The sequence below is a fragment of the Clostridium hydrogenum genome (assembly GCF_021432385.1).
In the GTDB taxonomy this organism is placed as follows: Bacteria; Bacillota; Clostridia; order Clostridiales; family Clostridiaceae; genus Clostridium_S; species Clostridium_S hydrogenum.
The window spans coordinates 135,446-160,747 of sequence record NZ_JAEACT010000003.1; the positions used below are offsets into that span (position 1 = coordinate 135,446).

Annotated in this window: 19 protein-coding genes, 7 tRNA genes and 1 riboswitch; of the genes, 2 read left to right on the plus strand and 24 right to left on the minus strand. The window is 30.9% G+C overall.

The window, feature by feature from the left end; genetic code table 11:
* Positions 1 to 6 precede the first annotated feature (6 nt).
* A complete protein-coding gene (locus CUEA01_RS13885; protein WP_234122293.1) occupies positions 7 to 2,169 on the minus strand; it encodes a Tex family protein in 2,163 nt (720 codons plus the stop codon).
* A 464-nt stretch (positions 2,170 to 2,633) separates the two neighbouring features.
* Between CUEA01_RS13885 and CUEA01_RS13890 the strand changes: the two genes are divergently transcribed.
* Entirely contained in the window at positions 2,634 to 4,001 is a 1,368-nt protein-coding gene (locus tag CUEA01_RS13890) for a M28 family metallopeptidase (RefSeq protein WP_234122294.1), read from the plus strand.
* A 528-nt stretch (positions 4,002 to 4,529) separates the two neighbouring features.
* Here the strand turns inward: CUEA01_RS13890 and prfB are convergent.
* The 15 genes from prfB to CUEA01_RS13965 form a co-directional block, all read right to left on the minus strand.
* Positions 4,530 to 5,640 (minus strand): peptide chain release factor 2 gene (gene prfB / locus CUEA01_RS13895; protein ID WP_407929256.1). Its coding sequence is split into 2 segments (ribosomal slippage): positions 4,530 to 5,561 and positions 5,563 to 5,640, totalling 1,110 coding nucleotides; the frame shifts between segments, so codons are not numbered across the junction.
* 183 nt (positions 5,641 to 5,823) lie between these two features.
* Positions 5,824 to 8,334 carry a preprotein translocase subunit SecA gene (gene secA, locus CUEA01_RS13900; RefSeq protein ID WP_234122296.1) on the minus strand — a complete coding sequence of 837 codons (2,511 nt, stop codon included), beginning with the start codon at positions 8,332 to 8,334 and terminating at the stop codon, positions 5,824 to 5,826.
* Positions 8,335 to 8,634: 300 nt separating this feature from the next.
* Positions 8,635 to 9,165: a ribosome hibernation-promoting factor, HPF/YfiA family gene (gene hpf / locus CUEA01_RS13905; protein WP_234122297.1), complete on the minus strand. Its 531-nt coding sequence runs from the start codon at positions 9,163 to 9,165 to the stop codon at positions 8,635 to 8,637.
* Positions 9,166 to 9,607: 442 nt separating this feature from the next.
* Positions 9,608 to 10,294: a ComF family protein gene (locus CUEA01_RS13910; protein ID WP_234122298.1), complete on the minus strand. Its 687-nt coding sequence runs from the start codon at positions 10,292 to 10,294 to the stop codon at positions 9,608 to 9,610.
* Positions 10,267 to 11,265, minus strand: coding sequence for a hypothetical protein (locus CUEA01_RS13915; protein WP_234122299.1), 999 nt, complete (start codon positions 11,263 to 11,265; stop codon positions 10,267 to 10,269). The genes CUEA01_RS13910 and CUEA01_RS13915 overlap by 28 nt, the downstream gene beginning before the upstream one ends.
* An 83-nt stretch (positions 11,266 to 11,348) precedes the next feature.
* Positions 11,349 to 13,574, minus strand: a complete 2,226-nt coding sequence (gene recD2, locus CUEA01_RS13920; protein WP_234122300.1) for an SF1B family DNA helicase RecD2 — start codon at positions 13,572 to 13,574, stop codon at positions 11,349 to 11,351.
* Between the two features lie 144 nt (positions 13,575 to 13,718).
* Entirely contained in the window at positions 13,719 to 14,009 is a 291-nt protein-coding gene (locus tag CUEA01_RS13925) for a hypothetical protein (RefSeq protein ID WP_234122301.1), read from the minus strand.
* Between the two features lie 149 nt (positions 14,010 to 14,158).
* Entirely contained in the window at positions 14,159 to 15,334 is a 1,176-nt protein-coding gene (metK, locus tag CUEA01_RS13930; protein WP_234122302.1) for a methionine adenosyltransferase, read from the minus strand.
* A gap of 73 nt (positions 15,335 to 15,407) precedes the next feature.
* A riboswitch (SAM riboswitch) is annotated at positions 15,408 to 15,505 on the minus strand.
* A 93-nt stretch (positions 15,506 to 15,598) separates the two neighbouring features.
* A tRNA-Tyr gene (locus tag CUEA01_RS13935) sits at positions 15,599 to 15,683 on the minus strand.
* A 5-nt stretch (positions 15,684 to 15,688) separates the two neighbouring features.
* A tRNA-Thr gene (locus CUEA01_RS13940) sits at positions 15,689 to 15,764 on the minus strand.
* A 15-nt stretch (positions 15,765 to 15,779) separates the two neighbouring features.
* Positions 15,780 to 15,855: transfer RNA gene (locus tag CUEA01_RS13945), tRNA-Val, on the minus strand.
* Between the two features lie 6 nt (positions 15,856 to 15,861).
* Positions 15,862 to 15,946, minus strand: a tRNA-Tyr gene (locus CUEA01_RS13950).
* A 5-nt stretch (positions 15,947 to 15,951) separates the two neighbouring features.
* Positions 15,952 to 16,027 (minus strand) — tRNA-Thr (locus tag CUEA01_RS13955).
* 15 nt (positions 16,028 to 16,042) lie between these two features.
* Positions 16,043 to 16,118, minus strand: a tRNA-Val gene (locus CUEA01_RS13960).
* A gap of 6 nt (positions 16,119 to 16,124) precedes the next feature.
* Positions 16,125 to 16,209 (minus strand) — tRNA-Tyr (locus CUEA01_RS13965).
* A gap of 317 nt (positions 16,210 to 16,526) precedes the next feature.
* On the opposite strand from CUEA01_RS13965, the gene yyaC reads away from it, so the two are divergent.
* Positions 16,527 to 17,066 (plus strand): spore protease YyaC, encoded by a 540-nt coding sequence (yyaC, locus tag CUEA01_RS13970; RefSeq protein ID WP_234122303.1) that lies wholly within the window; start codon positions 16,527 to 16,529, stop codon positions 17,064 to 17,066.
* 38 nt (positions 17,067 to 17,104) lie between these two features.
* Here the strand turns inward: yyaC and mreB are convergent, their stop codons facing one another.
* The 8 genes from mreB to atpD form a co-directional block, all read right to left on the minus strand.
* Positions 17,105 to 18,130, minus strand: coding sequence for a rod shape-determining protein (gene mreB, locus CUEA01_RS13975; RefSeq protein ID WP_234122304.1), 1,026 nt, complete (start codon positions 18,128 to 18,130; stop codon positions 17,105 to 17,107).
* 97 nt (positions 18,131 to 18,227) lie between these two features.
* On the minus strand, positions 18,228 to 18,482 hold the full coding sequence (gene spoIIID, locus CUEA01_RS13980; protein WP_234122305.1) for a sporulation transcriptional regulator SpoIIID: 255 nt from the start codon (positions 18,480 to 18,482) through the stop codon (positions 18,228 to 18,230).
* Between the two features lie 110 nt (positions 18,483 to 18,592).
* Positions 18,593 to 19,357: a M23 family metallopeptidase gene (locus CUEA01_RS13985; RefSeq protein WP_234122306.1), complete on the minus strand. Its 765-nt coding sequence runs from the start codon at positions 19,355 to 19,357 to the stop codon at positions 18,593 to 18,595.
* 301 nt (positions 19,358 to 19,658) lie between these two features.
* Positions 19,659 to 20,693, minus strand: coding sequence for a stage II sporulation protein D (gene spoIID, locus CUEA01_RS13990; protein ID WP_234122307.1), 1,035 nt, complete (start codon positions 20,691 to 20,693; stop codon positions 19,659 to 19,661).
* A gap of 377 nt (positions 20,694 to 21,070) precedes the next feature.
* Complete coding sequence (gene murA / locus CUEA01_RS13995) at positions 21,071 to 22,324, minus strand: UDP-N-acetylglucosamine 1-carboxyvinyltransferase (protein WP_234122308.1); 1,254 nt, start codon at positions 22,322 to 22,324, stop codon at positions 21,071 to 21,073.
* A gap of 259 nt (positions 22,325 to 22,583) precedes the next feature.
* Complete coding sequence (locus tag CUEA01_RS14000; RefSeq protein WP_234122309.1) at positions 22,584 to 23,303, minus strand: YwmB family TATA-box binding protein; 720 nt, start codon at positions 23,301 to 23,303, stop codon at positions 22,584 to 22,586.
* A gap of 181 nt (positions 23,304 to 23,484) precedes the next feature.
* Positions 23,485 to 23,886 (minus strand): F0F1 ATP synthase subunit epsilon, encoded by a 402-nt coding sequence (locus CUEA01_RS14005; protein WP_234122310.1) that lies wholly within the window; start codon positions 23,884 to 23,886, stop codon positions 23,485 to 23,487.
* A 14-nt stretch (positions 23,887 to 23,900) separates the two neighbouring features.
* Positions 23,901 to 25,298, minus strand: a complete 1,398-nt coding sequence (gene atpD / locus CUEA01_RS14010) for a F0F1 ATP synthase subunit beta (protein ID WP_234122311.1) — start codon at positions 25,296 to 25,298, stop codon at positions 23,901 to 23,903.
* Between the last annotated feature and the right edge of the window lie 4 nt (positions 25,299 to 25,302).

The following is a 25,302-nucleotide window of genomic DNA, read 5'->3' on the forward strand; positions in this document are numbered from 1 at the left end:
TTAATTTTAGCTTTCCTTTTTCATACTTAAGGATATTCTATTTCTTTTTTCATCCACTTCAATTATTCTCACTTCAACTATATCTCCAACACTCACAACATCTAGAGGATGTTTTACAAATCTATCTGAAAGTTGACTAATATGCACAAGACCATCCTGATGAACTCCAATATCTACAAAAGCTCCAAAATCAGCAACGTTTCTAACGGTACCTGTTAAAACCATGCCTGGCTTAAGTTGCTTTATATCAACTATTCCTGTTTTAAGAATTGGTTTTGGCATTTCCTCTCTTGGATCTCTTCCTGGTTTCTTTACTTCTTTAACTATATCAACTAATGTTGGAACTCCTATTCCTAATTCTTCTGCTAATTTATCTACTCCTATTAATTTAACTCTACTCTCTATATCTGATAATTTTCCATCTTTAATATCGGAAACTTCATACCCAAGTTTACCTAAAAGATTTTTTGCTGCTGCATAAGATTCAGGATGAACTGAAGTATTATCTAGTGGTTCTTTACTTTCTGTAACTCTTAAAAATCCAGCACACTGCTCAAAAGCTTTAGGTCCAAGCCTTTTTACCTTTAAAAGCTCTTTTCTACTTTTAAACTTTCCATTTTCCTCTCTATACTCAACAATATTTTTTGATATGTTGGCATTAATTCCAGATACATAAGAAAGAAGAGATGGTGTTGCAATATTTAAATCAACTCCAACATTATTAACGCTATCTTCAACTACTCCCTTAAGAGAATCTTCAAGTTTTTTAGGAGTAACATCATGCTGATATTGACCAACACCTATTGATTTAGGATCTATTTTTACAAGTTCTGCAAGTGGATCTTGAAGTCTTCTTCCTATAGATATTGCACCTCTTAAGGATACATTTATATCTGGATATTCTTTTGTTGCAAGTTCGGATGCTGAATATACTGATGCCCCTGCTTCAGATACAATTACATAATAAACATCTAAATTTCTTTCTTCTTTTACTTCTTTTATTAATCTTGCAACAACCTCTTCTGATTCCCTACTAGCAGTTCCATTTCCAAGTGATATCATACCAACGTTATATTTATATACTAACGCTTTTAACGTCTTTACAGCGCCTTCTACATCATTTTGAGGTGCTGTAGCATATACTGTAGCTGTATCTAAAAGTTTTCCTGTTTCATCAAGTACTGCAATTTTGCATCCTGTTCTAAAACCTGGATCATATCCTAATACAGCTTTCCCTTTAATTGGTGGCTGCATCAAAAGCGACTTTAAATTAGCTTTAAATATTTCTATAGCTGAGTTTTCACCTTTTTCAGTTAGTTCTGCTCTTATTTCCCTTTCTATGGAAGGATATATAAGCCTTTTAAGCGAATCCTTAACACTTTCTTCTATGTATTTATCTGTTATTTCATTGCCTTTAAGGCAATTTAAGTTTAGATATTCAATTATTTTATCATCCTCACAAGTTATTTTTACCGAAAGAATCTTTTCGCTTTCTCCCCTGTTTATTGCAAGAATCCTATGTGGAGGTATTTTACTTACAGCTTCTTTAAATTCATAATACATTTCATAAGGAGTTGGTTCTTTACTGCCTCCTTTTGTTTCAAGAATTCCTGTTTTACTTACATATTTTCTTATCCACTTTCTATATTCAGCTTCATCTGATATAACTTCGCTTATTATATCCTTTGCGCCATTTAAAGCATCTTCTACCGTTTTAACTTCTTTTTCCTCATTTATAAAACCTTCTGCTAGCTCTTCAATATTGCCTTTAAATTTTCCACTTAATATTTCCTCTGCAAGTGGTTTTAATCCTCTTTCAACTGCAATTATAGCTCTCGTTCTCTTTTTCTGCTTGTATGGTCTATATAAATCTTCAACCTCTGTCAAGGTATCTGCATTTAATACACTTTCTTTTAATTCATCATTAAGTTTTCCCTGTTCATCTATAGATTTTATAACTGCTTCTTTTCTTTCATCTAAGTTTCTTAAATACACAAGCCTTTCAGATAATTCTCTAAGTATTATATCATCAAGTCCACCTGTTCTTTCTTTTCTATATCTCGCTATAAAAGGAACAGTTGCTCCTTCATCAAGCATTTCAATAACACTATTTACCTGCTTTAATGCTATTTTAAACTCTTGTGCTAATCTACTACTGATATCTTTCAATTATTTTACCTCCTAAATTTACTCTACGTTATATTATAAAACAAATAGTTTGCTCATTTCAACTTTCATGTTGAGAGTACTTTATAGATATACAACTTGGAAATCAGAAATTGCAAATGCCAAGTTTATCCTGACAGCAATATTTTTTCAATTCACAGTTCACGATGCACAATTCACAATGAAGGAGGATTTACCTTTCGCTTCTCTCAGGTAAATCTTAAATTTAAATATTGTAAGCTTCGCAAGCACCATATATAGTGCTGTTGCGTAAGCAATAAAAAATAAGTTTTAAGATTTTTCTACGCTCTCGTAGAAAAATCATCCTTCACTGTACTCTGTAATCTGTACTCCGTACTCTGTATTAAATTTTAATTTGTCGCCATAGATTACGAATCAAAGTTATGTAATATATATTGGAACAATATCATAGAAATTATATGTATAATAAATTAAAAGGAGCCATTATGAAAAAACGATTTGCTTATATATTAATTATTTTTTTCATGTTTGTATTTATTTTTAGTTTCTATAAATATTTAACCATACACAAGTTTAACCACTCCGCTGTAATAAACAACATAACTTATCTTTCAAGTACTAATTTCAAGGGCAGAATGGGTGGCACTCTTGAAAATGATGAAGCTGCAAGTTACATAAAATCTCAATTCAAAGCTTCTTCAATTAAAGAGTATTCTAATAATTATTATCAAAATTTTAAAGCTGATTATCCAAAAAGAATTCCTGGAGAACCTTATCTTAAAGTCGTAAATGGACACGGTGAAACTATAAAAACCTATGTCTACAATAAAGATTTTAAAGAGGACATGCTAAATTTTAAAAAAAATCATTTTGTATTTTATAAAAGCTCAAATGTTATGTCTCAAAATTCATTTTTGCAAATCACATCTGGAAAAGATCATTATATAATTTATTCTACAAAGGATAATAAGATAAACTTTAGGAGCTCATTTATGAGTAACAGCCCTTATTCCTTATGTATAATGGCTACACAAAGCTGTTTAAACGAAATAAAAAACTACGTAAAGAACAATTGCATAATTGATTGTTTTATACCATATACAACCGATACAACAATATTAAAAAATGTTATAAGCTATATTCCTGGAAGGGATAAGTCCAAGCCTCCAATTATCATATCTGCACATTTTGACCACGTTGGAACTGATTTAAGTGGCAACGTATATCAAGGTGCACTAGATAATGCCTCCGGAGTGAGCTTTATTATTGAAATGAGTAAATATATACATTCTCTAGGAACACCAGATAGAAATATAATTTTCGCTGCATTTAATGGAGAAGAGTTTGGTCTTAAAGGATCAGAAGCTTTTGTTAATTCATATTATTCCAATTTAAAAGGCGGCGAAGACTACAATTTTGATATGATTGGAAGTTCTCCTTCTATGCCTTTAACAATAATGGGAGGTAAAAAAGATAGTTCTAAGAATAGTTTAATAAATTCTATTTCTACAGTATGTGCTAAACAAAATATACATTTTAATTATCTTTTTGAGGACGCCAGCGATCATGCTTCATTTAGAAATAAAAATATTAACGCAGTAACCTTTTGCAATAATGATACTTCAAGAATTCATACACCACTTGATACTGTTTCACATATTAATACAGATTCAATTGATCGCTGCTTTGATGTTGCCTCTAGTGAAATAGTTAATTCTGCATACAATAATTCTAGTATTTTTATTCTATATAACAAGCAAATTTGTGTATTATCACTCTTTGCCATAGCTGCATTAATCTTAGTTTTATTGCAGGATAAAATATTTAAACAAAAATTAAAAAATGTGAACTAAAGTGTAGTGCAAAATCAAAGAACCTTTGGCAGGTGTAGAAAAATAATGTTAGGGAATAGCGGCTCAAAATCCTAAATAAAATTAATAAAACTAAGCAGGAAATTTTTTAAAGCTTAAAATCTTTCGATAACTCGCAAAAACACGCTCAGACAATCTAAAGCTCTAAAGCTTAAAAAAATTTCCCACTAAGTTTTATACAATTTTATTTTAGAAATTTTTTCGCCACTATTCCCTAACATCATTTTTTTCCTACACCTACCAAAGGCTCTTTGATTAATCCACCACAGCTTTGTTTCACAATATGCAATTATTTTCTAACAACTTAGTACAGTAATTTTAATGATTTCAGTAATAAATATTGTTTCTGTACTACACCAAAATTCCGTAGGCACACTGATATTTTTGATTACTGTTGTCAGCTTCGCTGACAACAGTTAAGTTTAAGATTTACCTGACGCAAGGAAAGGTAAATCATCCTTCATTGTACTCTGTACTCTGTACTTTGTACTCTGATTTAGTTACTTCCCATTAATTTTGAGCCTCGTTTTTAAGATATTCATTTATAAAGTCATCTATTTCTCCATCCATGACTGAATTTATATTTCCAGTTTCAACGCCGGTTCTATGATCTTTAACCATAGTGTAAGGTTGAAATACATACGATCTTATTTGGCTTCCCCAGCCCATATCTTTAAGTTCTCCTGTTAAATCTTCTATTTTTTCCTTGTGTGCTCTTTCCTTTAATTCCACAAGCTTTGATTTTAACATAGACATAGCTGTTTCCTTATTATAGTGCTGGCTTCGCTCATTTTGGCATTGTACAACTAAGCCCGTAGGTAAATGAGTTATCCTTATAGCAGAATCAGTTTTATTTATATGCTGACCTCCAGCTCCACTTGCACGATAAGTATCAACCCTTAAATCCTCTGGTCTGATTACTATATCTTGGCTCTCTGTAAGTTCTGGTAAAACTTCAACTGAAGCAAATGAAGTTTGCCTTTTACCATTTGCATTAAAAGGTGATATTCTAACAAGCCTATGTATTCCCTTTTCAGCCCTTAAATATCCATAGGCAAATTCGCCCTCCACTTTTAACGTAACGCTTTTAATTCCTGCCTCATCACCTGGAAGCATATCAATCACTTCAACTTTAAATCCTTTTGCTTCAGCCCATCTAGTATACATTCTTAAAAGCATTTGTGTCCAATCCTGTGCATCATTTCCACCAACACCTGTATGAAGATTTAAAATCGCATTATTTTTATCATATTCACCTGAAAGTAAAATTTCTATTCTGAAGTTTTCTATTTCTTTTTTCAAATTATTAGCATCATCCAATATACCGTCTGCTTCAGTCTCATTTTCTTCTTCCATGCACATTTCTATAAGAACGTTAATATCTTCTATTCTTTGAACTGCTGAATTATATCTATCTAGTCTATCCTTTAAAAATTTTACTTCTTTATTAACTTCTTGAGCCTTTTGCATATCGTTCCAAAAATCTTGTTCCTGCATATTATGCTCTAACTCATCAATCTTTCTTTTACTCTCTTCGATGTCAAAGAGAAGCCCTCATTTCATTGATATTAGCTGAAACTTCTTTCGCAATAACAGCTGCTTCTTCTAACTTTATAATCAATTTAATCACCCTTTCAATTTCAAATTAAAATCACTAGGACATCAAGACCTAGCGATTTTAAAATATATTTTTAATAAAATTAATTTAATATATACATTAAAATTAACTTGCATCATAATGCCCAAAAGACGTCATTTTGATACAAATGGATTTTAAGTTTCACAATGGTATAACTTTAATACCTTATGCTTTTCTTCCACAACAATCTTTATACTTTTTACCTGAGCCACAAGGACATAAATCATTTCTACCTATTTTCTTTTCTTTTCTTCTAACTGGCTTTTTTACAACCTGTTCAGAATCATAATTAGTTGTAACTTCTTTATTTACTCTTTCTCTTGCAGGCGCCATCTCAAGTTGAACATGGAATAAATACTTAATTGTATCGAGCTTAATATTTGATATCATCTCATCAAACATATCGCTTCCTTCCATTTGATATGCTTGAACAGGATCTTGTTGCCTATATGCTCTTAAACCAATACCTTGTTTTAAATGTTCCATATTATCAATATGGTCCATCCACTTTGTATCAACCATTCTTAAAAGAATTACTCTTTCAATTTCTCTCATTTGCTCATTTGAGAAAGCTTCTTCTTTACCTTTATATATATCACTTGCAATTCCATGAAGTTTTTCTTTAATTTCATCATTTGATAAAACTTTAAGTTCATCAACAGTCACAGAACCCTTTGGAAGATATATATCTTCTAAGTATTGAATAAGTCTTCCTAAATCAGCTTCAAAATCATCTTCCAATCCTGAAAGATGTGCATCTACAGACGTATAAATCATTTCCTTTATCATATCTTGAATTTGATCTTTTAAATCTTCACCTTCAAGTACTTCTGATCTTTGTTTGTATATAATTTCTCTTTGCTGATTCATAACATCATCATATTGAAGTAGACTCTTTCTAATATCAAAGTTATTACCTTCTACCTTTTTCTGAGCATTTTCAATCGCTGAACTTACCATTTTGCTTTCTATAGCTTCATCATCGCCAAGGCCAAGTTTATCTACCATAGATTTCAATTTATCTGATCCAAAAATTCTCATAAGATCATCTTCAAGAGAAACATAAAATCTTGAGAAACCAGGATCTCCTTGACGTCCAGCACGGCCTCTAAGCTGATTATCTATACGTCTTGATTCATGTCTTTCTGTACCTATTATTTTTAAACCGCCAAGTTCTACAACGCCATCACCAAGTTGAATATCAGTACCACGACCAGCCATATTTGTAGCTATTGTTACCATTCCTTTTTCTCCAGCATGTGATATTATCTCTGCTTCTTGTTCATGGTATTTTGCATTTAAAACTTGATGTGCAACTCTCTTCTTTTTAAGTAAATCTGAAAGAAGTTCTGATTTTTCAATACTTACTGTACCAACAAGTACCGGTTGACCCTTTGCATGTGTTTCGGCTATATCATCTACTACCGCATTAAATTTCGATTTTTCAGTTTTATATATAAGATCAGGAACATCTTTTCTTGCTATAGGTTTATGAGTTGGCACAACAACAACATCCAAACCATATATATCTCTAAACTCATTTTCTTCAGTTAACGCTGTACCTGTCATTCCTGAAAGTTTATCATATATTCTAAAGTAGTTTTGGAAAGTTATAGTTGCAAGTGTTTTTGATTCTTTCTGAACTTTAACTCCTTCTTTAGCTTCAATAGCCTGATGAAGTCCATCACTATATCTTCTACCTTCCATAAGTCTTCCAGTGAATTCATCAACTATTATAACTTCATCAGCCTTAACCATGTAATCTTTATCTCTCTTCATAAGATAATTTCCCTTTAAAGCTTGAGCAACATGGTGCTGAATTTCCATATTAGAAGGATCTGCATAGTTTTCCAAATGGAAATATTTTTCTGCTTTATCTACTCCTTGATCGGTTAATATAGCTGAATTTGTTTTTTCATCAATTGTAAAGTCGTCTTCCTTTTTTAACATCTTTGCAAAATTATCTGCAACTTTATAAAATTCAGTTGATTTTTCACCTTCACCAGAAATAATAAGTGGAGTTCTAGCTTCATCAATAAGTATAGAGTCAACTTCATCCACTATACAGAAATTAAGTTTTCTCTGAACTCTTTCTTCTTTATATATAACCATATTATCTCTTAAATAATCAAATCCAAATTCATTATTTGTACCGTATGTTATATCTGCATTATAAGCGTCTTGCCTTTGTTGTTGATTTAAGTCATGAACTATTACACCTGTAGTTAATCCTAAAAATCCGTATATTTGACCCATTTCAGCCATATCTCTAGTTGCCAAATAATCATTTACTGTAACGACATGAACACCTTTTCCTGTTAATGCATTTAAATAACAAGGAAGTGTTGCAACCAAAGTTTTACCTTCTCCAGTTTTCATCTCAGAAATTCTTCCCTGATGAAGTACAATTCCTCCTATAAGCTGTTCTCTAAAATGCTTTTTCCCAAGTACTCTAAATGAAGCTTCTCTAACAACTGCAAAAGCCTCAATCAGCACATCATCAAGTGTAGCTCCATTTTCTAGTTTCTGCTTGAATTCAGCTGTTTTTGCCTTAAGTTCATCATCACTTAGATTTTTCATAATATCATCTAATTTTTCTATTTGATTAACAATAGGAATAATTCTCTTAACTTCCCTTTCGCTGTATGTACCAAATATTTTTCCAAATAATCCCATCGCATTCATCCTCACTATAATTCTTGATACTTTACGTATAAATTTAAGTATTTTAATTTACACATATCAAATATTTGTATAATATTAATTAAAATGTAAATTTATTTTTCTATACATCATACCTTATAGATTATAACATTTAATTTTTAATCATTCAACTTATATATATCATTTTGCTAAAATACATAAAAATTTAACATTTTATACCTGTATTGAGATAACTAAGCCGAAACTTGAAATTATTTTAATAAAACTGTTAAAAGGAGTAGGTTTATTCTCCCTACTCCTCAATTATATAATTTAGAATTTCGGTTCGATTAATCCGAAATTTCCGTCCTTTCTTTTATACACTACATTTACCTCATTTGAATTTGCATTTTCAAATACGAAGAAACTATGACCTAGTAATTCCATTTCCAATACAGCTTCTTCTTCCGACATAGGCTTTATTGCAAATTTCTTTGTCTTTACAATTTGAGGTTCTTCATCCGACTCATCGGAGCTTATATTGGGAATATCCTGAAATTTAAGTGAATCACCATATTTTCTTCTTTCAAGTTTCGTTTTTTGTTTTCTTACCTGTCTTTCAAGTTTATCAGCTACAATATCTATTGATGCGTACATATCATTATTTGATTCTTCTCCTCTTAAAATCACACCATTAAACGGTATTGTAACTTCAACTATTTGTCTATTTTTCTGTACACTCAAAGTAACATGTGCCTCTACCTCAGGTTTAAAATATTTTTCTAACTTTGATAACTTCTTTTCAATAGACTGCCTTAACCCACTTGTAATTTCAACATTTCTTCCACTAACAGTTATTTTCATAATTCCAGCCCCTCTCTTAACCAAATATAGTAATTACTTATGTTATTAACATTTTACTGCTTTAATCAAATTAAAACAAGCAAAATATTATGAATTAACTAAATATTATATAAATTAAGACTCTTATTACTCTTATTTTCTCCTTTATTTATAGTTTCTCATTTATTTTAAACGTTTTCTTTTTAAATATACACATTTTTTAAATTAAAACAAAAATATATTAAGTTAGTTGACCTGGTCTTTGACCCCACACTCGCCTGCTGGAACTTCCGCTACCCGGCATTATCCTCTCACTACTAATTCTCTCGCTTTTAAAAGCGGCAGGTCTTACTTCTAAACCGCACCATGCTCATTAAAACTTTGTTTAACTTACGTGGATCGCTTTGCCTGCGACTGGCATCGACTTTCAACCACAAACCTAACTTAATATATACACATAATATTATATACTACTTTTTGCAGCAGTCAAGACCATAACATCTTTTGCTCCATTAAAAATCATATTTCTTGCACAATAAAATCCTGTAGCTCCTGTAGTAAAAACATCATCTACTAAAAGTATTCTTTTATTCCTTATACTATTATCATCAAACACACCAAATGCATTCTCAAGATTATTCCATCGCATTTCTCCGCTAAGTCCAATTTGATCTCTAGTATTAGCTTTCTTAAACAAATAATTTTTTATTGGTATCTTTGATATTTTTGAAATCTGCCTTGCTAAAAATTCACTTTGATTGTATCCTCTTTTTTTTATTTCTTCTTTTCTCATTGGAACAAATGTTATTTCATCAAATTCAAGATCATTTTGTCGAATAAAATTGAACATTAAATCAGAAAGAGCTTCTCCACATAAAAAATCTTTTTTATATTTAAGCTTTATTACCATCTCTTTCACACTTCGTGAATAATATGCTGCACTATAAAATTTTATACGCATATTTTTTCTTTCAACATAATATTTATTTTTACACAGTACTATATTCTTACTACACTTATCACATAAATATTTTTCTTCATCTTCAAATAATTCTTTGCCACACAGAACACATTTTAAATCATTATAATATATAATACTTTCTAAACATTCAAAAATATATTTTATATAGAAAACAATCCTTTTTCCCATGCTAATTTATTGAAATTCCTAGTTATATTTTTAGCCATTTTAATTTGTTTATTCTCCTTATTGGTTACAAATATAACTTCTCCTCTCTTATTTAAACCGCCTCCTGTCTTTCCACAAAAATATACTAAAGTTTTATAATTAAATGTGTTGTTCACATAAAAAAATACAGCTATGCTTACATTTTTGCTTTGTGTACATACAGCATCAAAATCATTTGTTATAATTATTGCCCCTTTAGTACTCTTTAATTCGCTTTTTTTAGTACTATATTTATTATACATAAAAATTTTCCCATCCAAATTTAGTTCAGAACTAATAAGATATTTAAAAAAATCTGTCATTATTTTTGTATCTAAAATTGGAATAATAACATTTCTCTTTTCATAAACAAACCATTTTAAATATTCATATATTAAAAACGGCATATCTCTATTTATATTTATTCTTGTGCTTATTACTCTAGGTTCAATTACTGGCATCCTATTATAATTAGTTAAAATATGTATAGTTTTATAATTCTTAAAAATTGCTTCTATAGAATATGCTATACATTTACAATTTTCTTTATTAAACTTTTTAAGCAAGCTTATTATTTCGCTTTGATTATATTGTGGGAAACTTTTAATATCGTTGTAAATTACAAGTTTAAAATCACAATTTAACTTTAATGCATTTTCATGATTGCAAATTATAAATTTATTATTCTCATGCAATTTTTTTCCATTGTAATACTGCACATGGTTCTTACAGTTTTTTTTATTTATCATATGCTCCAATATTCCTACATTTTTTTCATTTTCACCGGTAATATACAATACTTTATTTCCATCTAAAATATTCCTAATTATTAAATTTAGAAAAATAATTTCTGTATTATATGGCGGCGAAACTACATTAAGATATCTTTCATTAGAAGCATTCCACTTTAATATATAGTTTTCTATATCTTTGTAATACGCATCTATCTTCATAATTTCACCTACCTTATAAGGTTAACTAACTTAACCACAAATATATAGTGAAACTTCAAAATTAATTTTTATCTGTAAAGATTTCAATCTTCTACAGACTCATCATCATTTAGTATTTCACTTATCCTAAAACGTAATCCTGAATATCTTTTAAAACTTTTATTATTGTTTATCATAAATTGAAGTGACTTCTTTTGTCCAACAATAACTACAAGTTCTTTAGCCCTAGTTATAGCTGTATATAAAAGATTTCTGTTCATAAGAAGCGGTGGTCCCATAAAACAAGGCATAATTACAACCAAAAATTCACTGCCTTGACTTTTATGAATAGTAATTGCATATGCCAAATCAAGCTCATCTAAGTTAATTTTTTCATATATAACTTCTCTTTCTCCATCGAATATTACAACTAAATTTTCGTCTTCATCAACATCCACAACAAATCCTATATCTCCATTAAAAACACCTTCACCTGATTTTTCACCATCTCCGCTTACTCTATTCCACTTAATAGTGTAATTATTTTTATTTTGCATTACCTTATCTCCAACCCTAAAGATAATATCTTTGTTCTTAATTTCCTTTTTACTTTTATTTTCAGGATTTAAGACACTTTGAAGACTATTATTCATATTTATAACTCCCAAAGTACCTTTTCTCATTGGCGTAATTATTTGTATGTCTCTTATAGCATTCCATCTTTTATTAAATTTAGGTAATCTTTTTTCTGCCAAACTTATAATAGTATTTGCTATAGCATCATATTGTTCTTCTTCTATAAAATAAAAATCATTTTGTTTTCTATTAAGTATTGGCATTTCGCCATTATTTATTTTGTGAGCATTTATTATTATCATACTTTCTTTAGCCTGCCTAAAGATTTCTTTAAGCTTAAAAACCTTAATGCATTTACTTTCTATTATGTCCCTAAGTACATTTCCTGGTCCAACAGATGGTAATTGATCTACATCACCAACTATAATTAGTCTTGTTCCCATACCTATTGCTTTTAAAAGATTATGCATGAGCATTATATCTATCATGGAGGCTTCGTCTATAATTACAACATCACATTGCAACGTAATGTCTTCTTCTCTTTCGTAAAACACATCATCTTCATATCCAAGTTCAAGCATTCTGTGAATTGTTCTTGCCTCCCCACCAGTAGCTTCAGACATTCTTTTAGCCGCTCTTCCAGTTGGCGCAGCCATAAATACTTTCATAGATAGGCTCTCAAATATATCCGTTATGCATCTTATAATGGTTGTTTTTCCCGTACCAGGTCCTCCAGTTATAACTTCTATTCCATTTTCAAAAGCACCTTCTATAGCATTTTTTTGTGATTCAGCAAATTCAATATTATTTTTTTCCTCGAATTTCTTAATTTTTTCATCTACATCAATATTTAATTCTTTGTATTTATCATAAGCCAGTGTTAGTATTTTCCTTGTAACTCCAAGTTCCGAATAATAGTACTGCATTGTAAACACACAATTTATACCATCAATTAATTCTACTTTTAATTTTTGTGATAAAGTACATTCATATAGTCCTTTTTCTATATCTTCCTTTTTAACTTGAAGTAATTTAATTGCTTCACTTATAAGTTTATCTATTGGCATATATGTATTTCCAAGCGAACAAAATTCATTTACTGCATAAATTATACCGCTTTGTATTCTAAATATAGAATCATAATCTATTCCAAGGCTTCTTGCTATTTTATCCGCTGTTTTAAAACCTATTCCAGAAATATCCTCCGTTAATATATAAGGATTTTCTTTAACTACTTCTATAGCTCTAGCCTTATATTTTTTATATATTTTTACACATTGTTTTGCCGTAACACCATACGTTTGAAGAAAAATCATTATATTTCTAATTTCCCTTTGCTGTGAATATGATTCATATATAATTTCTATTTTCTTATCACCAATTCCACCTATTTCACGCAATCTATATACATCGCTATCTAATATTTCTAATGTTTTATCTCCAAACTTGTTTACTATTTTTTTTGCAGTAACAGGACCTATTCCTGAAATAATTCCTGATGACAAATACTTTTCAATTCCGCTAAGTGAATTAGGTAAAACCTCTTCACAACTTTCAACTTTGAATTGTTGACCAAACTGAGGATGCAAAATCCACTCTCCTGATACCTTTAATGATTGTCCTTCCATTATGTATGGTATACATCCAGTTATAGTAACCTTTCCAGTGTTTTCTACTTTAGTTACCGCAACTACATAACCATTCTCTTCATTTTTAAATAAAATAGAATCAACCACACCTTCAAGTTTTTCCATACTAATTCTCCTTTTACTACTTATAGTGGAAGTGCCTAACTAAAATTATTTAATTCGCAACTTTTAAAACTTGTATATTAAATAATTTTATGCAACAGCACCGTATATTTAAAAAAAGAGATACATCTTAATTGTATCTCTAAATTATTCAGCGCTATAATGTTTTTTCATAATTTTTTCCACCACATCCAAAATTAAAATTATACCAACAAAAACAACTATGCATAATAATTCCAATAAAGGTCTTTTTCCAGAAAAAATGTATACGTCATTTAAGATATGTAGAAATGTTGAAAATGCTAAAAGAATAAGTCCTAGAGAAATCGAAATTGCAACTATCAAAATTTGAAATAAAGTTTTTTTTACATGATGAATGCCATTTAAAAGCTTATTTTCGTGCAATCTTTCCACATAATCATCCCTTCTAATTTTCATACAGTTATATAGTTTACCATTATGCATATAAATATGCAATCTTGTAATAGCAGTTTTTTTTATTATATTTGCTGATAATGTTAAATATACGTTAAAAGAAAGCTAATACAATAATGTATTAGCTTTTTCCTTTAAATTCAGTTTATATCCTATAAAAACTTCTTAATTTCATCAACTTTATTTAATCTTTCCCATGGAACATCTATATCAGTTCTTCCAAAATGCCCATAAGCAGCAACTTGTTTATATATTGGTCTTCTTAAATCTAAATCTCTTATTATAGCACCAGGTCTCAAATCAAAAACTTTCTCCACAATTTTAACTATTTCATCATCAGATATTTTTCCTGTTCCAAAAGTGTCAACCTCTATTGATACAGGTTTTGCAACTCCTATAGCATATGCAAGTTCAATTTCTAGTTTATCAGAAACTCCTGCAGCAACGAGATTCTTAGCAACCCATCTAGCCGCATAAGCCGCAGATCTATCAACTTTTGTAGGATCTTTACCTGAAAATGCTCCGCCGCCATGTCTTCCATAACCACCATAAGTATCTACTATAATTTTTCTACCAGTGAGTCCTGAATCACCTTGAGGTCCACCTATAACAAATCTTCCAGTAGGGTTAATATAATATTTTGTGTCTTTATCTAAAAGTTCTGCTGGTACTACAGCTTTAATTACATTTTCTATCATATCTTTTTCAATTTGTTCATGAGTAGCTTCTGGACTATGTTGAGTTGATATAACTATAGCATCAACTCTTACTGGTTTATTATCTGCATATTCAACAGTAACTTGTGTTTTTCCATCAGGTCTTAAGTATTTAACTATATTTTGTTTTCTTACATCAGCAAGTCTCTTAGATAATTTATGAGCAAGAGAAATAGGCATTGGCATATATTCTGGAGTTTCATTGGTAGCAAATCCAAACATCATACCTTGATCTCCAGCACCAATAGCATCAATTTTATCCATTTCGCCTTTTTTAGATTCAAGTGCTTCATCAACACCCATTGCTATATCACCAGATTGTTCATCTATTGAAGTCACTACCGCGCATGTATCGCAGTCAAATCCAAATTTTGCTCTTGTGTAACCAATTCCTCTTATTGTTTCTCTAACAACTTTAGGAATATCCACATAACAATTAGTGGATATTTCACCCATTACATTTACAATACCAGTTGTAACTGTAGTTTCACATGCTACTCTTGAATTTGGATCTTTAGATAAAATTTCATCTAAAATTGCATCAGATACCTGATCACATATTTTATCTGGATGTCCTTCTGTTACTGATTCAGATGTAAATAACCTCTTCATTTTTTAATTTCCTCCTTAAATAAATAATAAAGGTCCCTTCTAAAATAAGAAGAGACCTTTTATGCTTCAATCTTTCTTATCTTGCAGTTATGCAGGAATTGGCACCATAATGCATACGCACCGGTTGCCGGGTTTCATCGGGCCATATCCCTCCACCTCTCTTGATAAGAGTTATTATTATATATCTTTTATATTATATAACATTTTTTATAAAAAGCAAATATTAGTGTAAAAAAAAACAACTAAAATGCTGTTTTTAATATTTGGTGGAGGAAGATGGATTCGAACCATCGAAAGCTGAGCTAACAGATTTACAGTCTGCCCCCTTTGGCCACTCGGGAATTCCTCCACATCTGGTGCTGGCAGAAGGAATTGAACCCTCAACCTACTGATTACAAGTCAGTTGCTCTACCAATTGAGCTATGCCAGCTTATTTAATTTTATATGGTGGGCACTACAGGGCTCGAACCTGTGACCCTCTGCTTGTAAGGCAGATGCTCTCCCAGCTGAGCTAAGCGCCCATACATTGGTGGAGGAAGATGGATTCGAACCATCGAAAGCTGAGCTAACAGATTTACAGTCTGCCCCCTTTGGCCACTCGGGAATTCCTCCACATCTGGTGCTGGCAGAAGGAATTGAACCCTCAACCTACTGATTACAAGTCAGTTGCTCTACCAATTGAGCTATGCCAGCTTATTTAATTTTGTATGGTGGGCACTACAGGGCTCGAACCTGTGACCCTCTGCTTGTAAGGCAGATGCTCTCCCAGCTGAGCTAAGCGCCCATACATTGGTGGAGGAAGATGGATTCGAACCATCGAAAGCTGAGCTAACAGATTTACAGTCTGCCCCCTTTGGCCACTCGGGAATTCCTCCACATTAATTGTTATTTATTTATCTCAGTAAGCATCTCTCGCTTGCCGACAAATAGTATTATATATTGATACCATTTAAAAGGCAATCACACATATCAATCATTTCTCTAAATTATCCGTATATATCTCTATTTTTTTCAATTTTCCTCGTTTTTAGGCACAAAGGCTATTATTAATTTATTAGATATTATACTCTTAGTCATTAAGCATTAACCAAACTTTCACATCTTTTAAATATTAGAAAAGTTTAATTAATTATTCAAAAGAAATTAATATTAATAAAAATTGCCTCATATAAATTATTAGGAGGTGAAGTTCTTGAACAAAATACGTACTTTTTATAATGTTCCAATGTCCTATTCTAAAATTTCATATTTTCTAAAAAAATATATTGACGAAAATACTATTATTGTATGTATAGGTACCGATCGCTGTATAGGCGATTGTCTTGGTCCAATGGTTGGTACAATGTTAAAAAAAAGATTTTTCCCATTAAGCGTTTATGGAACAATTTCTGAACCTATACATGCTCTAAATTTGGATAAAAGATTAGCAGAAATCAAACAAAAACATATGTCTTCCAAAATAATAGGTATCGATGCTTGCCTTGGTGAAACCGAAAACATAGGTGAGATTCAAATAAGAGATTACGCAATTCATCCAGGCAAGGGTGTTGGAAAATCACTTCCCGATGTTGGTGAAGTTTCAATAATAGGAATAGTAGATTCCTGCGAAAGTAATGAATTATTTACGAATAGAAATATTCGTTTAAATTTAATAATGGAAATGGCTAAAACTATAACTGAAGCTATTATTCATTCTTACTATCTCTATCTCAATTTTCCAAATACAAACTAAAAAATTTATAAAAAATAAAATGACTCATACGAGTCATTTTATTCAATAAGTTCTATATCGTCTCCGCTAAAATCTACTTTATCAACATATTCAAGAACTTTTCCTGTTCCAAGAGCTACACATGATATTGCATCCTCTGCAACATAAACAGGAACATGAGTTACCTCTTGAACTAATTTATCAAGTCCATTTAATAAGGAGCCTCCACCAGTCATAGTTATTCCCTTTTCTGATATATCTGCTGCAAGTTCAGGAGGAGTTTTTTCAAGTACTGAGTGTGCACAATCTGCTATTGAATTTACAGCTTCACTAAGTGCTTCTCTCATTTCTGCTGAAGATACTTCTAAATTTTTAGGAAGTCCTGTTATTAAATCTCTTCCCCTTATTTCCATAGTTTCTTCAACTTCTTTTTTAAATGCAGAACCAATATTTATTTTTAAATCCTCCGCTGTCCTTTCACCAATCATTAACTTGTGTTTTTTTCTTATGTACTTTATTATTGATTCGTCAAACATATCTCCTGCTATTTTTATTGAACTTCTTACAACCATACCGCCTAATGAAATTACAGCAATATCTGTTGTTCCTCCTCCAATATCAATAACCATGTTACCACTTGCCTTAGTAATATCTAACCCTGCTCCTATTGCAGCAGCTAACGGCTCTTCAATTAAGCAAACTTTTTTTGCTCCAGCATTAACTGCCGCATCTTTTACAGCCCTTTTTTCTACTCCAGTCGCTTCGCAAGGGACACATATTACAATTTTGGGTGCAGACATTCTTCTTTTTCCGCATGCCTTCTTTATAAAATGTTTAAGCATTTTTTCAGTTATATCATAATCTGAAATTACTCCATCTCTTAATGGACGTATTGCAACTATATTTCCAGGTGTCCTTCCTATCATTTGCCTGGCTTCTTCACCTACAGCTAATACCTCAGTTGTATTACGGTTAATTGCAACAACAGAAGGTTCTTTTAAAATTACACCCTTTCCCTTTAAATAGACAAGAACAGTGGCTGTACCTAAATCTATTCCCATATCATTTCCTATACCAAAAAACATTCCTTTATCCACTCCATCTCCTACGTTTATTTTACATTTTTCTAAAAAATATCAGAAATACAAAAAGTACCTCTTTTATATTATAAACGGAATGTTTTTAACCTTCAATAGCTTTGTACTTCATTTTTGTCGCTTTACCACCTCTTATATGTCTCTCCGCTTTGTTAATTTCAAGTACACCTTTAGCCATTTCAGCAATTTGAGGATTTATTTGAGGTAATCTCTCTGTCATATCCTTGTGTATCGTACTTTTACTTACACCAAAAACTTTAGCGGTTTTTCTTATTGTAGCTTTAGATTCAATAATATACTTCGCAACTTCCATAACTCTTTCCTCAATGTAATCTTTCAAAGTTGCTACCTCCTTAACCCTTCTATTTAATAAGTATGCACTAATATCGCTATAAATTACTTTTGTATAGCCATTTATAAGCTCATGTACAATTCTAATTAATATTTTTTTTATTTAACATTTAACATTTTATCTGGATCTACAGACAAATAGCTTCCATCCTTTTGTTTTTGATCAATTTCGAAATATATGCAACTTGTATCAGTAATTAATTTATTACTATAGTTGCTGTCTCCTATTTTTCCTAACAATTGACCTTGTTTTACGCTACTATTAGGCTTTACAGCTATACTCTTTTCATCTAGGTTATCATAAACCGTCATATATCCATTGTTTGCATTGGAAATGGTAACTTTTCCTCCAACTACAGATGTAACAACTCCATCCATAGCAGCTGACACATTTATATTTTGATTTGGTTTTATATATTCACCAGGTAAACTAGTATATTCGCCATTCTTTGAATACCAAGTATCAAATTTCATTACAACATTTCCATTTTGAATTGGATTTACAAATAGTTTCTTATTAACCGTTGCTGATGTAGTAACAGTAGAATTTGAATCTTTTTTTATTAAATTATTACTTTTATTTACTTGCTCTGCATTTTCCATTTTTTCCTTTGATATATTATTTTTTTCATTGCGTTCTGCTGTTTTTATTCCATCCTTTGTAGTTACCTTACCTTTACTTATCTTTTGTTGAGTTTGACTTACCGAAACACTCTTATGTTTAGGTTTTAAATTTACATATGCTGCAACACCAGCAACTATACATAAACAAACAAATAAAGTTACATAAAATCCATCCTTTTTTAATAAATTTATAACCTTATTTTGATTTTTATTATGATTATTTTTCCAATCATTGTTCATTTACTAACACCTCCATCTAGTATTGTGTCCATAACTTAGCAAAAAATACATTATATATAATTTTTTTATACAAAATATTGTAAGTTTTACACCATTTTATACAAAGAAAAGTAATAGTTAAGTATCTGAAGCACTATACAAAAACATGAAGCTGTTGCACAAAAATTTTTTACACAAGTTTTAAATATCTGAACTAAAAAAATGTGGTATATGAGTGCCTCGAAATCTTAAATAAAATATTTCTTTGGCACTCATATACCACATCAATTTTAATAGTTAAGCTGGTGTATCTATACATAATTTAAATCTTTGAAATTTCTATTCCAGTATAATAATGTTTTAAAATTTCTGTATATTTGCACCCTTCATCTGCCATTCCCTTGGCTCCCCATTGACTCATTCCTAATCCATGCCCATATCCAATGCAATCAAATTCAATACTATTGGCATTATATTTTACACTAAAATCTGTAGAATTTAATCCTAAGATACTCCTAAACCTACTGCCTGTCATAGTTGTACTTCCAACCTTTATACTTTTTATGCTTCCCGTTTTATTTTTAGATATAACCTGTATATTATTTTTTAAATTTCCTAAGTTTAAATTATTTTTGGGAAATTCTTTACTTATTTTATCAATAAACTTTATATAAGAAATTTCCATTTTTGTTTTGTATTTAGGTGCTTTTTCGTCTTCCTTACTTTCAACACTTTTTAAGTATCCAGTATTCTCATTCAACACCTCTGAAGCATCTTCCGTTTCACCACTGCTAATTGCAAAATACAGTGGCTCCATTACTAATTTATCATTATATGTAAGTACTTCGCCTCTTGTTTCCTTCACAGCTTCAGTAACCTTGTTCCAATACTCTTCTCTAAATTTACTTGGCCACTCACTTAATCTTAATTCCTTATCCATATAAACCTGACATTCAACATTATCTGTAACATCTGCACCATGAGCCCCTTTATATTTTTTCCCTCCAAACTTCTCCATATGAGCTACCGCAAAGGTTCTTGCTGCAACTGCTTGAGCCTTTAATGCTTCTATGTTAAATTCTGCTTCCATCTCTCCACATACTACTCCTCTTACGTAATCCTCAAGCCCCATATTAATAATTTCTTTTTTCCCCGAGATATACACATTTATTGTAGAATTATTCTCCCCCTTACTATTTAAATCTAAGTCACTTGATTTTGTATCATATTTCAATACATCATCTTTTATTAAAGATTTTATGCTTAATTTGCCTTCCCCAACTCCTCCCACTAATATCGATACTGTAAAAATAAATAATAAGCAAATACATAAACACATAAATATCTTTTTAATCACTTTCTTATCCCCCCAGTTAAAATTAAAATTACTTCTGTAATTATTGTACTTATACAAAAATAAAAATATTACTGAGGGGATTTAAAAAATAGGGTTGTCGCACTAAATTTATTTTATACGCAAAATTTAAATATTGGGAACCAAAAGACAGAGTACGGAGTACAGAGTACAAAGTACAGTGAAGGATGATTTTCTTCCGCTTTGCTACAGAAAATCTTAAAACTTATTTTTTAATTGCTTACGCAATCGCGGCATTAATGTTGTTCAGCGAAGCTGACAACATATAAGTTTAAGATTTACCTAACGTAAGGAAAGGTAAATCAACCTTAACTGTACTCTGTTATCTGTACTCTGTACTCTGATTTAATTCTCATTGTTTAAACTCTCTTAATTGAAGCACCAAGTCCATTTAATTTCTTTTCTATATTTACATAACCTCTATCAATATGAAAAATGTCACTAACCTCTGTTTCTCCTTCTGCCGCAAGTCCTGCCAATATAAGTGCAGCACCTGCTCTCAAATCAGTAGCCTTAACGCTGCAACCTGTAAGCTCTTTAACTCCTGAAATTATTGCACTTCTACCATCAATTTTTATATTTGCTCCCAACCTTTTAAGTTCTGGTACATGCATAAATCTATTTTCAAAAATTGTTTCGGATATTACGCTAGTTCCTTCCACGCAACATAAAAGTGCCATCATTTGCGGTTGCATGTCTGTTGGAAATCCAGGATAAGGCATTGTTTTTATATCTAAGGGTCTTAATTCCTTTCTTCCATCAATTATTAAGCTTTCATTATCCTTTTCCATATTAATTCCCAGCTCAGAAAACTTGGCTATTATTGGCTTAATATGTTCCTCATTTGTACCATTTATTTTTATCACACTTTTAGTTATTGCCGCAGCAACCATAAAAGTTCCAATTTCTATCCTGTCATATATAGGTTTATAAATTACTGGAGTTAAGCTTTTTACACCTTTAATTGTAATTTTATCTGTTCCTATACCACTAATTTGTGCTCCCATCTTATTTAAAAAATTTGACAAATCTTCAACCTCGGGTTCCTCTGCAGCATTTTCTATTATAGTTTCACCTTCCGCTAATACCGAAGCCATTATTATATTTTCTGTAGCACCAACTGATGGAAAATCTAGGTATATTTTATCCCCTATGAGCTTACTTGTACTGGCCTCTACATATCCATGACCAATATCTATATTTACACCTAGGGCCTTAAATCCCTTTAAATGTAAATCTATAGGTCTTGTTCCAATATTGCATCCTCCAGGGAGAGATATTTTAGCTTTACCGAATCTTGAAATCATTGGTCCCATTATTAAAAATGATCCCCTCATCCTTCTTACAAGTTCGCTATCAGGCTCAATGCATTTTACTTCTGATGTATCTATTTCTAGTTTACTAGTATTTAAATCTATATTAACTTTAGCCCCAAGTGATCTGAGCAAATTACTAATTACAAAAACATCTAAAAGCATAGGACAATTTTCTATGGTACATTTACCACTACTTAATATAGTTGCAGCTATTATTGGTAAAACTGCATTTTTAGCTGAACTTATATTCACTTCCCCGCTTAAAGTTTCTCCACCCTTTATAATAAATTTACCCATTTTAATCCTCCAATCATTACTTGTTTATAGACAAACCTATTTAATTACTAAAAAACATATATAGTACATTTCTTAATCATCAATTAGTACAAATATAGATAAATCTCTTGAGCCCTCAAACTTAATTTGTATAAAAGTTCTATTTTCTAAGCATTATGATGCAAATTAATTTTAGCAGTTTCACTACATTTTTAATTTTCTAAAATATATCTTTAAAGTTAGCTATCCTAACTTCAAATCATATACTTTACAGAATTTTTTAATATGCTATACTTATAATAGGATTTCCAATTATAATATAGTTTCCGTCTGAATATTTACATGCTGCACAATTTAAGCTCACTTTTTTATTATTATCTAAAATGTAATCTAAATTTTTTATAAATGCAGTTGTACTAAAACTTTTATTTACCTTTATGCATTCTAAATTTTCAGCACTATTTTTAATTAAGACCTGTCTAACTTGCTTATTAAGCACATTAATATTGTCTATCTTGCTTTTAGCTTTAACATATTTATAGCAAATATGTTCATTATTTATTGAATCAACTACTTTTTTTTGATTTAAATTTAATTTACCATTCTTTGTCTTTACAACTATGCTTATGGAAACCTTGTAACTTTTGAGTTCCTTATAACTTTCAATATATCCTTCAACATTATCCTGCTTAAATTCTAGACAATACCCTGTACCATCATCTTTAATAAGTTTATTACTTACCTTATCTTCGTCATTTTTGTTAGAATTAAATTTGTATAAATTCATTTTTTTTAACCATTCTATACACTGTTTTTTACCAGAACAATTTGTTTGATAAGTTGTATTTAAACCTACTTCTATAATTTTGCTATTTGTACTTTTTAAAATTTGACTAAATATGTCTTCTTGAGTTTCTGCATTAATTTTAATTCCAAAAATAAGTATTGAAATTATTACTGTTACTGTGAATTTACCCCATAAATTTCCCTTGATTTTCATTTCATTACTCCTTCTTTCCTTTAAAATTATTAACATAAGTTTGATTTTTTATTCTAAAAGAAAGAAGAAAATTATTAATAAGCATTGCCTCGCTATATTACTAATATATAAATTATAGTAATAAAGTGTGAATATAAAAAAAAACCGAGAAATTAAATTTCTCGGTTTTTTGTGCATATTTTTAACTTTTTTTAGTTTTTATTCTTGCAAGTGCTCTTGCCAATGCAATTTCCGCTCTAGTAACATCAATATCCTTGGCATTTTTAAGTCTGCTTTCAGCTCTTTCTTTAGCTTCTTCGGCTCTATTAACATCTATTTCTTCAGGCCACTCACTTGCATCGCACATAAAAGTAACTTCATCTGCACCTACATTTAATACACCTGTAGATGTAAAAGCCTTCTTCTCTGTACCATTCGCTTCTATAAATTTAGTTTCAGTTGGATTTAAAAAAGCAACCATATCAGAGTGATTTGCCAATATTCCTACAGCACCTTCAACAGTTTGTGTTATGATTTCACTTACTTCTCCAACATAAAATGTTTTTTCAGGAGTTAGTATGCTTAATTTCATATTAGTTGCCATGCAAAATCACTCCTTTAGCTTTCAGCCATTGCTTTAGCTTTTTCTTTCACGTCTTCAATAGAACCAGCAAATAAGAATGCTGCTTCTGGAAGATTATCACATTTACCATCAAGTATTTCTTTAAAACTTCTTACTGTATCTTTTACTGTTACAAATTTACCCTTCAATCCAGTAAACTGCTCACCTACAGTAAATGGTTGAGAAAGAAATCTTTGAATTCTTCTAGCTCTTGCAACAACTAATCTATCTTCCTCTGAAAGTTCATCAACACCAAGTATAGCTATTATATCTGTAAGTTCTGCATATTTTTGAAGTATATGCTTAACATCACTAGCTATTTGATAATGTTCTTCACCAACAATTCTTGGATCAAGTATTCTTGAACTTGATTCAAGAGGATCAACAGCAGGATATATTCCAAGATTAGATATTTCTCTTGAAAGAACTGTTGTTGCATCAAGATGTGAGAATGTTGTTGCTGGTGCTGGGTCAGTAAGGTCATCGGCAGGTACATATACAGCCTGAACGGATGTAATAGAACCTTGCTTAGTTGATGTAATTCTTTCCTGAAGTGCACCCATCTCGTTAGCAAGTGTTGGCTGATAACCAACGGCACTAGGTATTCTACCAAGTAACGCTGAAACCTCTGAACCAGCCTGTGTAAATCTAAATATATTATCTATAAATAGAAGCACATCCTGACCTTGATCTCTGAAGTACTCTGCCATTGTAAGTCCAGTTAAAGCAACTCTCATTCTAGCGCCAGGTGGTTCATTCATCTGACCAAATACTAGAGCTGTTTTATCTATAACTCCAGATTCCTTCATTTCATAATAAAGGTCATTACCTTCTCTTGTTCTTTCACCAACACCTGTGAATACTGATAATCCACCGTGTTCTGTTGCTATATTATTTATAAGTTCCTGAATAAGAACTGTCTTACCAACACCGGCACCGCCGAACAAACCTATCTTTCCACCTCTTTGATATGGAGCAAGTAAATCTATAACCTTAATACCTGTTTCAAACATTTCTGGCTGAACGGATTGTTCTTCGAATGTTGGAGCTGGTCTATGAATTGGATAGTAATTTTCTGATTCAACACTTCCAGCTTCATCTATAGGCTGACCTAAAACATTAAAAAGACGACCTAAAACTGGTTTTCCTACTGGTACCGAAATTGGTTTACCAGTATTAACTGCTTCCATTCCTCTTTTTAATCCATCAGTACCTTCCAATGATATAGTTCTAACTATATCATCACCTATATGCTGTTCAACTTCAGCAATAAGTTTTTTATCTCCCATATTTATTTCAATGGCATTATAAATATCAGGAAGGTTTTCTGCGTCAAATCTAATATCCACAACAGGTCCTATTACCGAAACAATTTTACCTACATGTTCTGGCATCAGT

Bases quoted from the DNA above. Each gene is read 5' to 3' on its own strand.
- metK (WP_234122302.1), bottom strand. From the start codon at position 15,334: ATGAAGAGGTTATTTACATCTGAATCAGTAACAGAAGGACATCCAGAT.
- hpf (WP_234122297.1), bottom strand. From the start codon at position 9,165: ATGAAAATAACTGTTAGTGGAAGAAATGTTGAAATTACAAGTGGGTTA.
- CUEA01_RS13925 (WP_234122301.1), bottom strand. From the start codon at position 14,009: ATGAAAATTAGAAGGGATGATTATGTGGAAAGATTGCACGAAAATAAG.
- secA (WP_234122296.1), bottom strand. From the start codon at position 8,334: ATGGGATTATTTGGAAAAATATTTGGTACATACAGCGAAAGGGAAGTT.
- atpD (WP_234122311.1), bottom strand. From the start codon at position 25,298: ATGCCAGAACATGTAGGTAAAATTGTTTCGGTAATAGGACCTGTTGTG.
- CUEA01_RS13890 (WP_234122294.1), top strand. From the start codon at position 2,634: ATGAAAAAACGATTTGCTTATATATTAATTATTTTTTTCATGTTTGTA.
- CUEA01_RS13910 (WP_234122298.1), bottom strand. From the start codon at position 10,294: ATGGGAAAAAGGATTGTTTTCTATATAAAATATATTTTTGAATGTTTA.
- CUEA01_RS14000 (WP_234122309.1), bottom strand. From the start codon at position 23,303: ATGAAAATCAAGGGAAATTTATGGGGTAAATTCACAGTAACAGTAATA.
- murA (WP_234122308.1), bottom strand. From the start codon at position 22,324: ATGGGTAAATTTATTATAAAGGGTGGAGAAACTTTAAGCGGGGAAGTG.
- mreB (WP_234122304.1), bottom strand. From the start codon at position 18,130: ATGTTTTTTGGTATAGGAAATGATATGGGAATAGATTTAGGTACAGCC.
- CUEA01_RS14005 (WP_234122310.1), bottom strand. From the start codon at position 23,886: ATGGCAACTAATATGAAATTAAGCATACTAACTCCTGAAAAAACATTT.
- recD2 (WP_234122300.1), bottom strand. From the start codon at position 13,574: ATGGAAAAACTTGAAGGTGTGGTTGATTCTATTTTATTTAAAAATGAA.
- CUEA01_RS13915 (WP_234122299.1), bottom strand. From the start codon at position 11,265: ATGAAGATAGATGCGTATTACAAAGATATAGAAAACTATATATTAAAG.
- CUEA01_RS13985 (WP_234122306.1), bottom strand. From the start codon at position 19,357: ATGAACAATGATTGGAAAAATAATCATAATAAAAATCAAAATAAGGTT.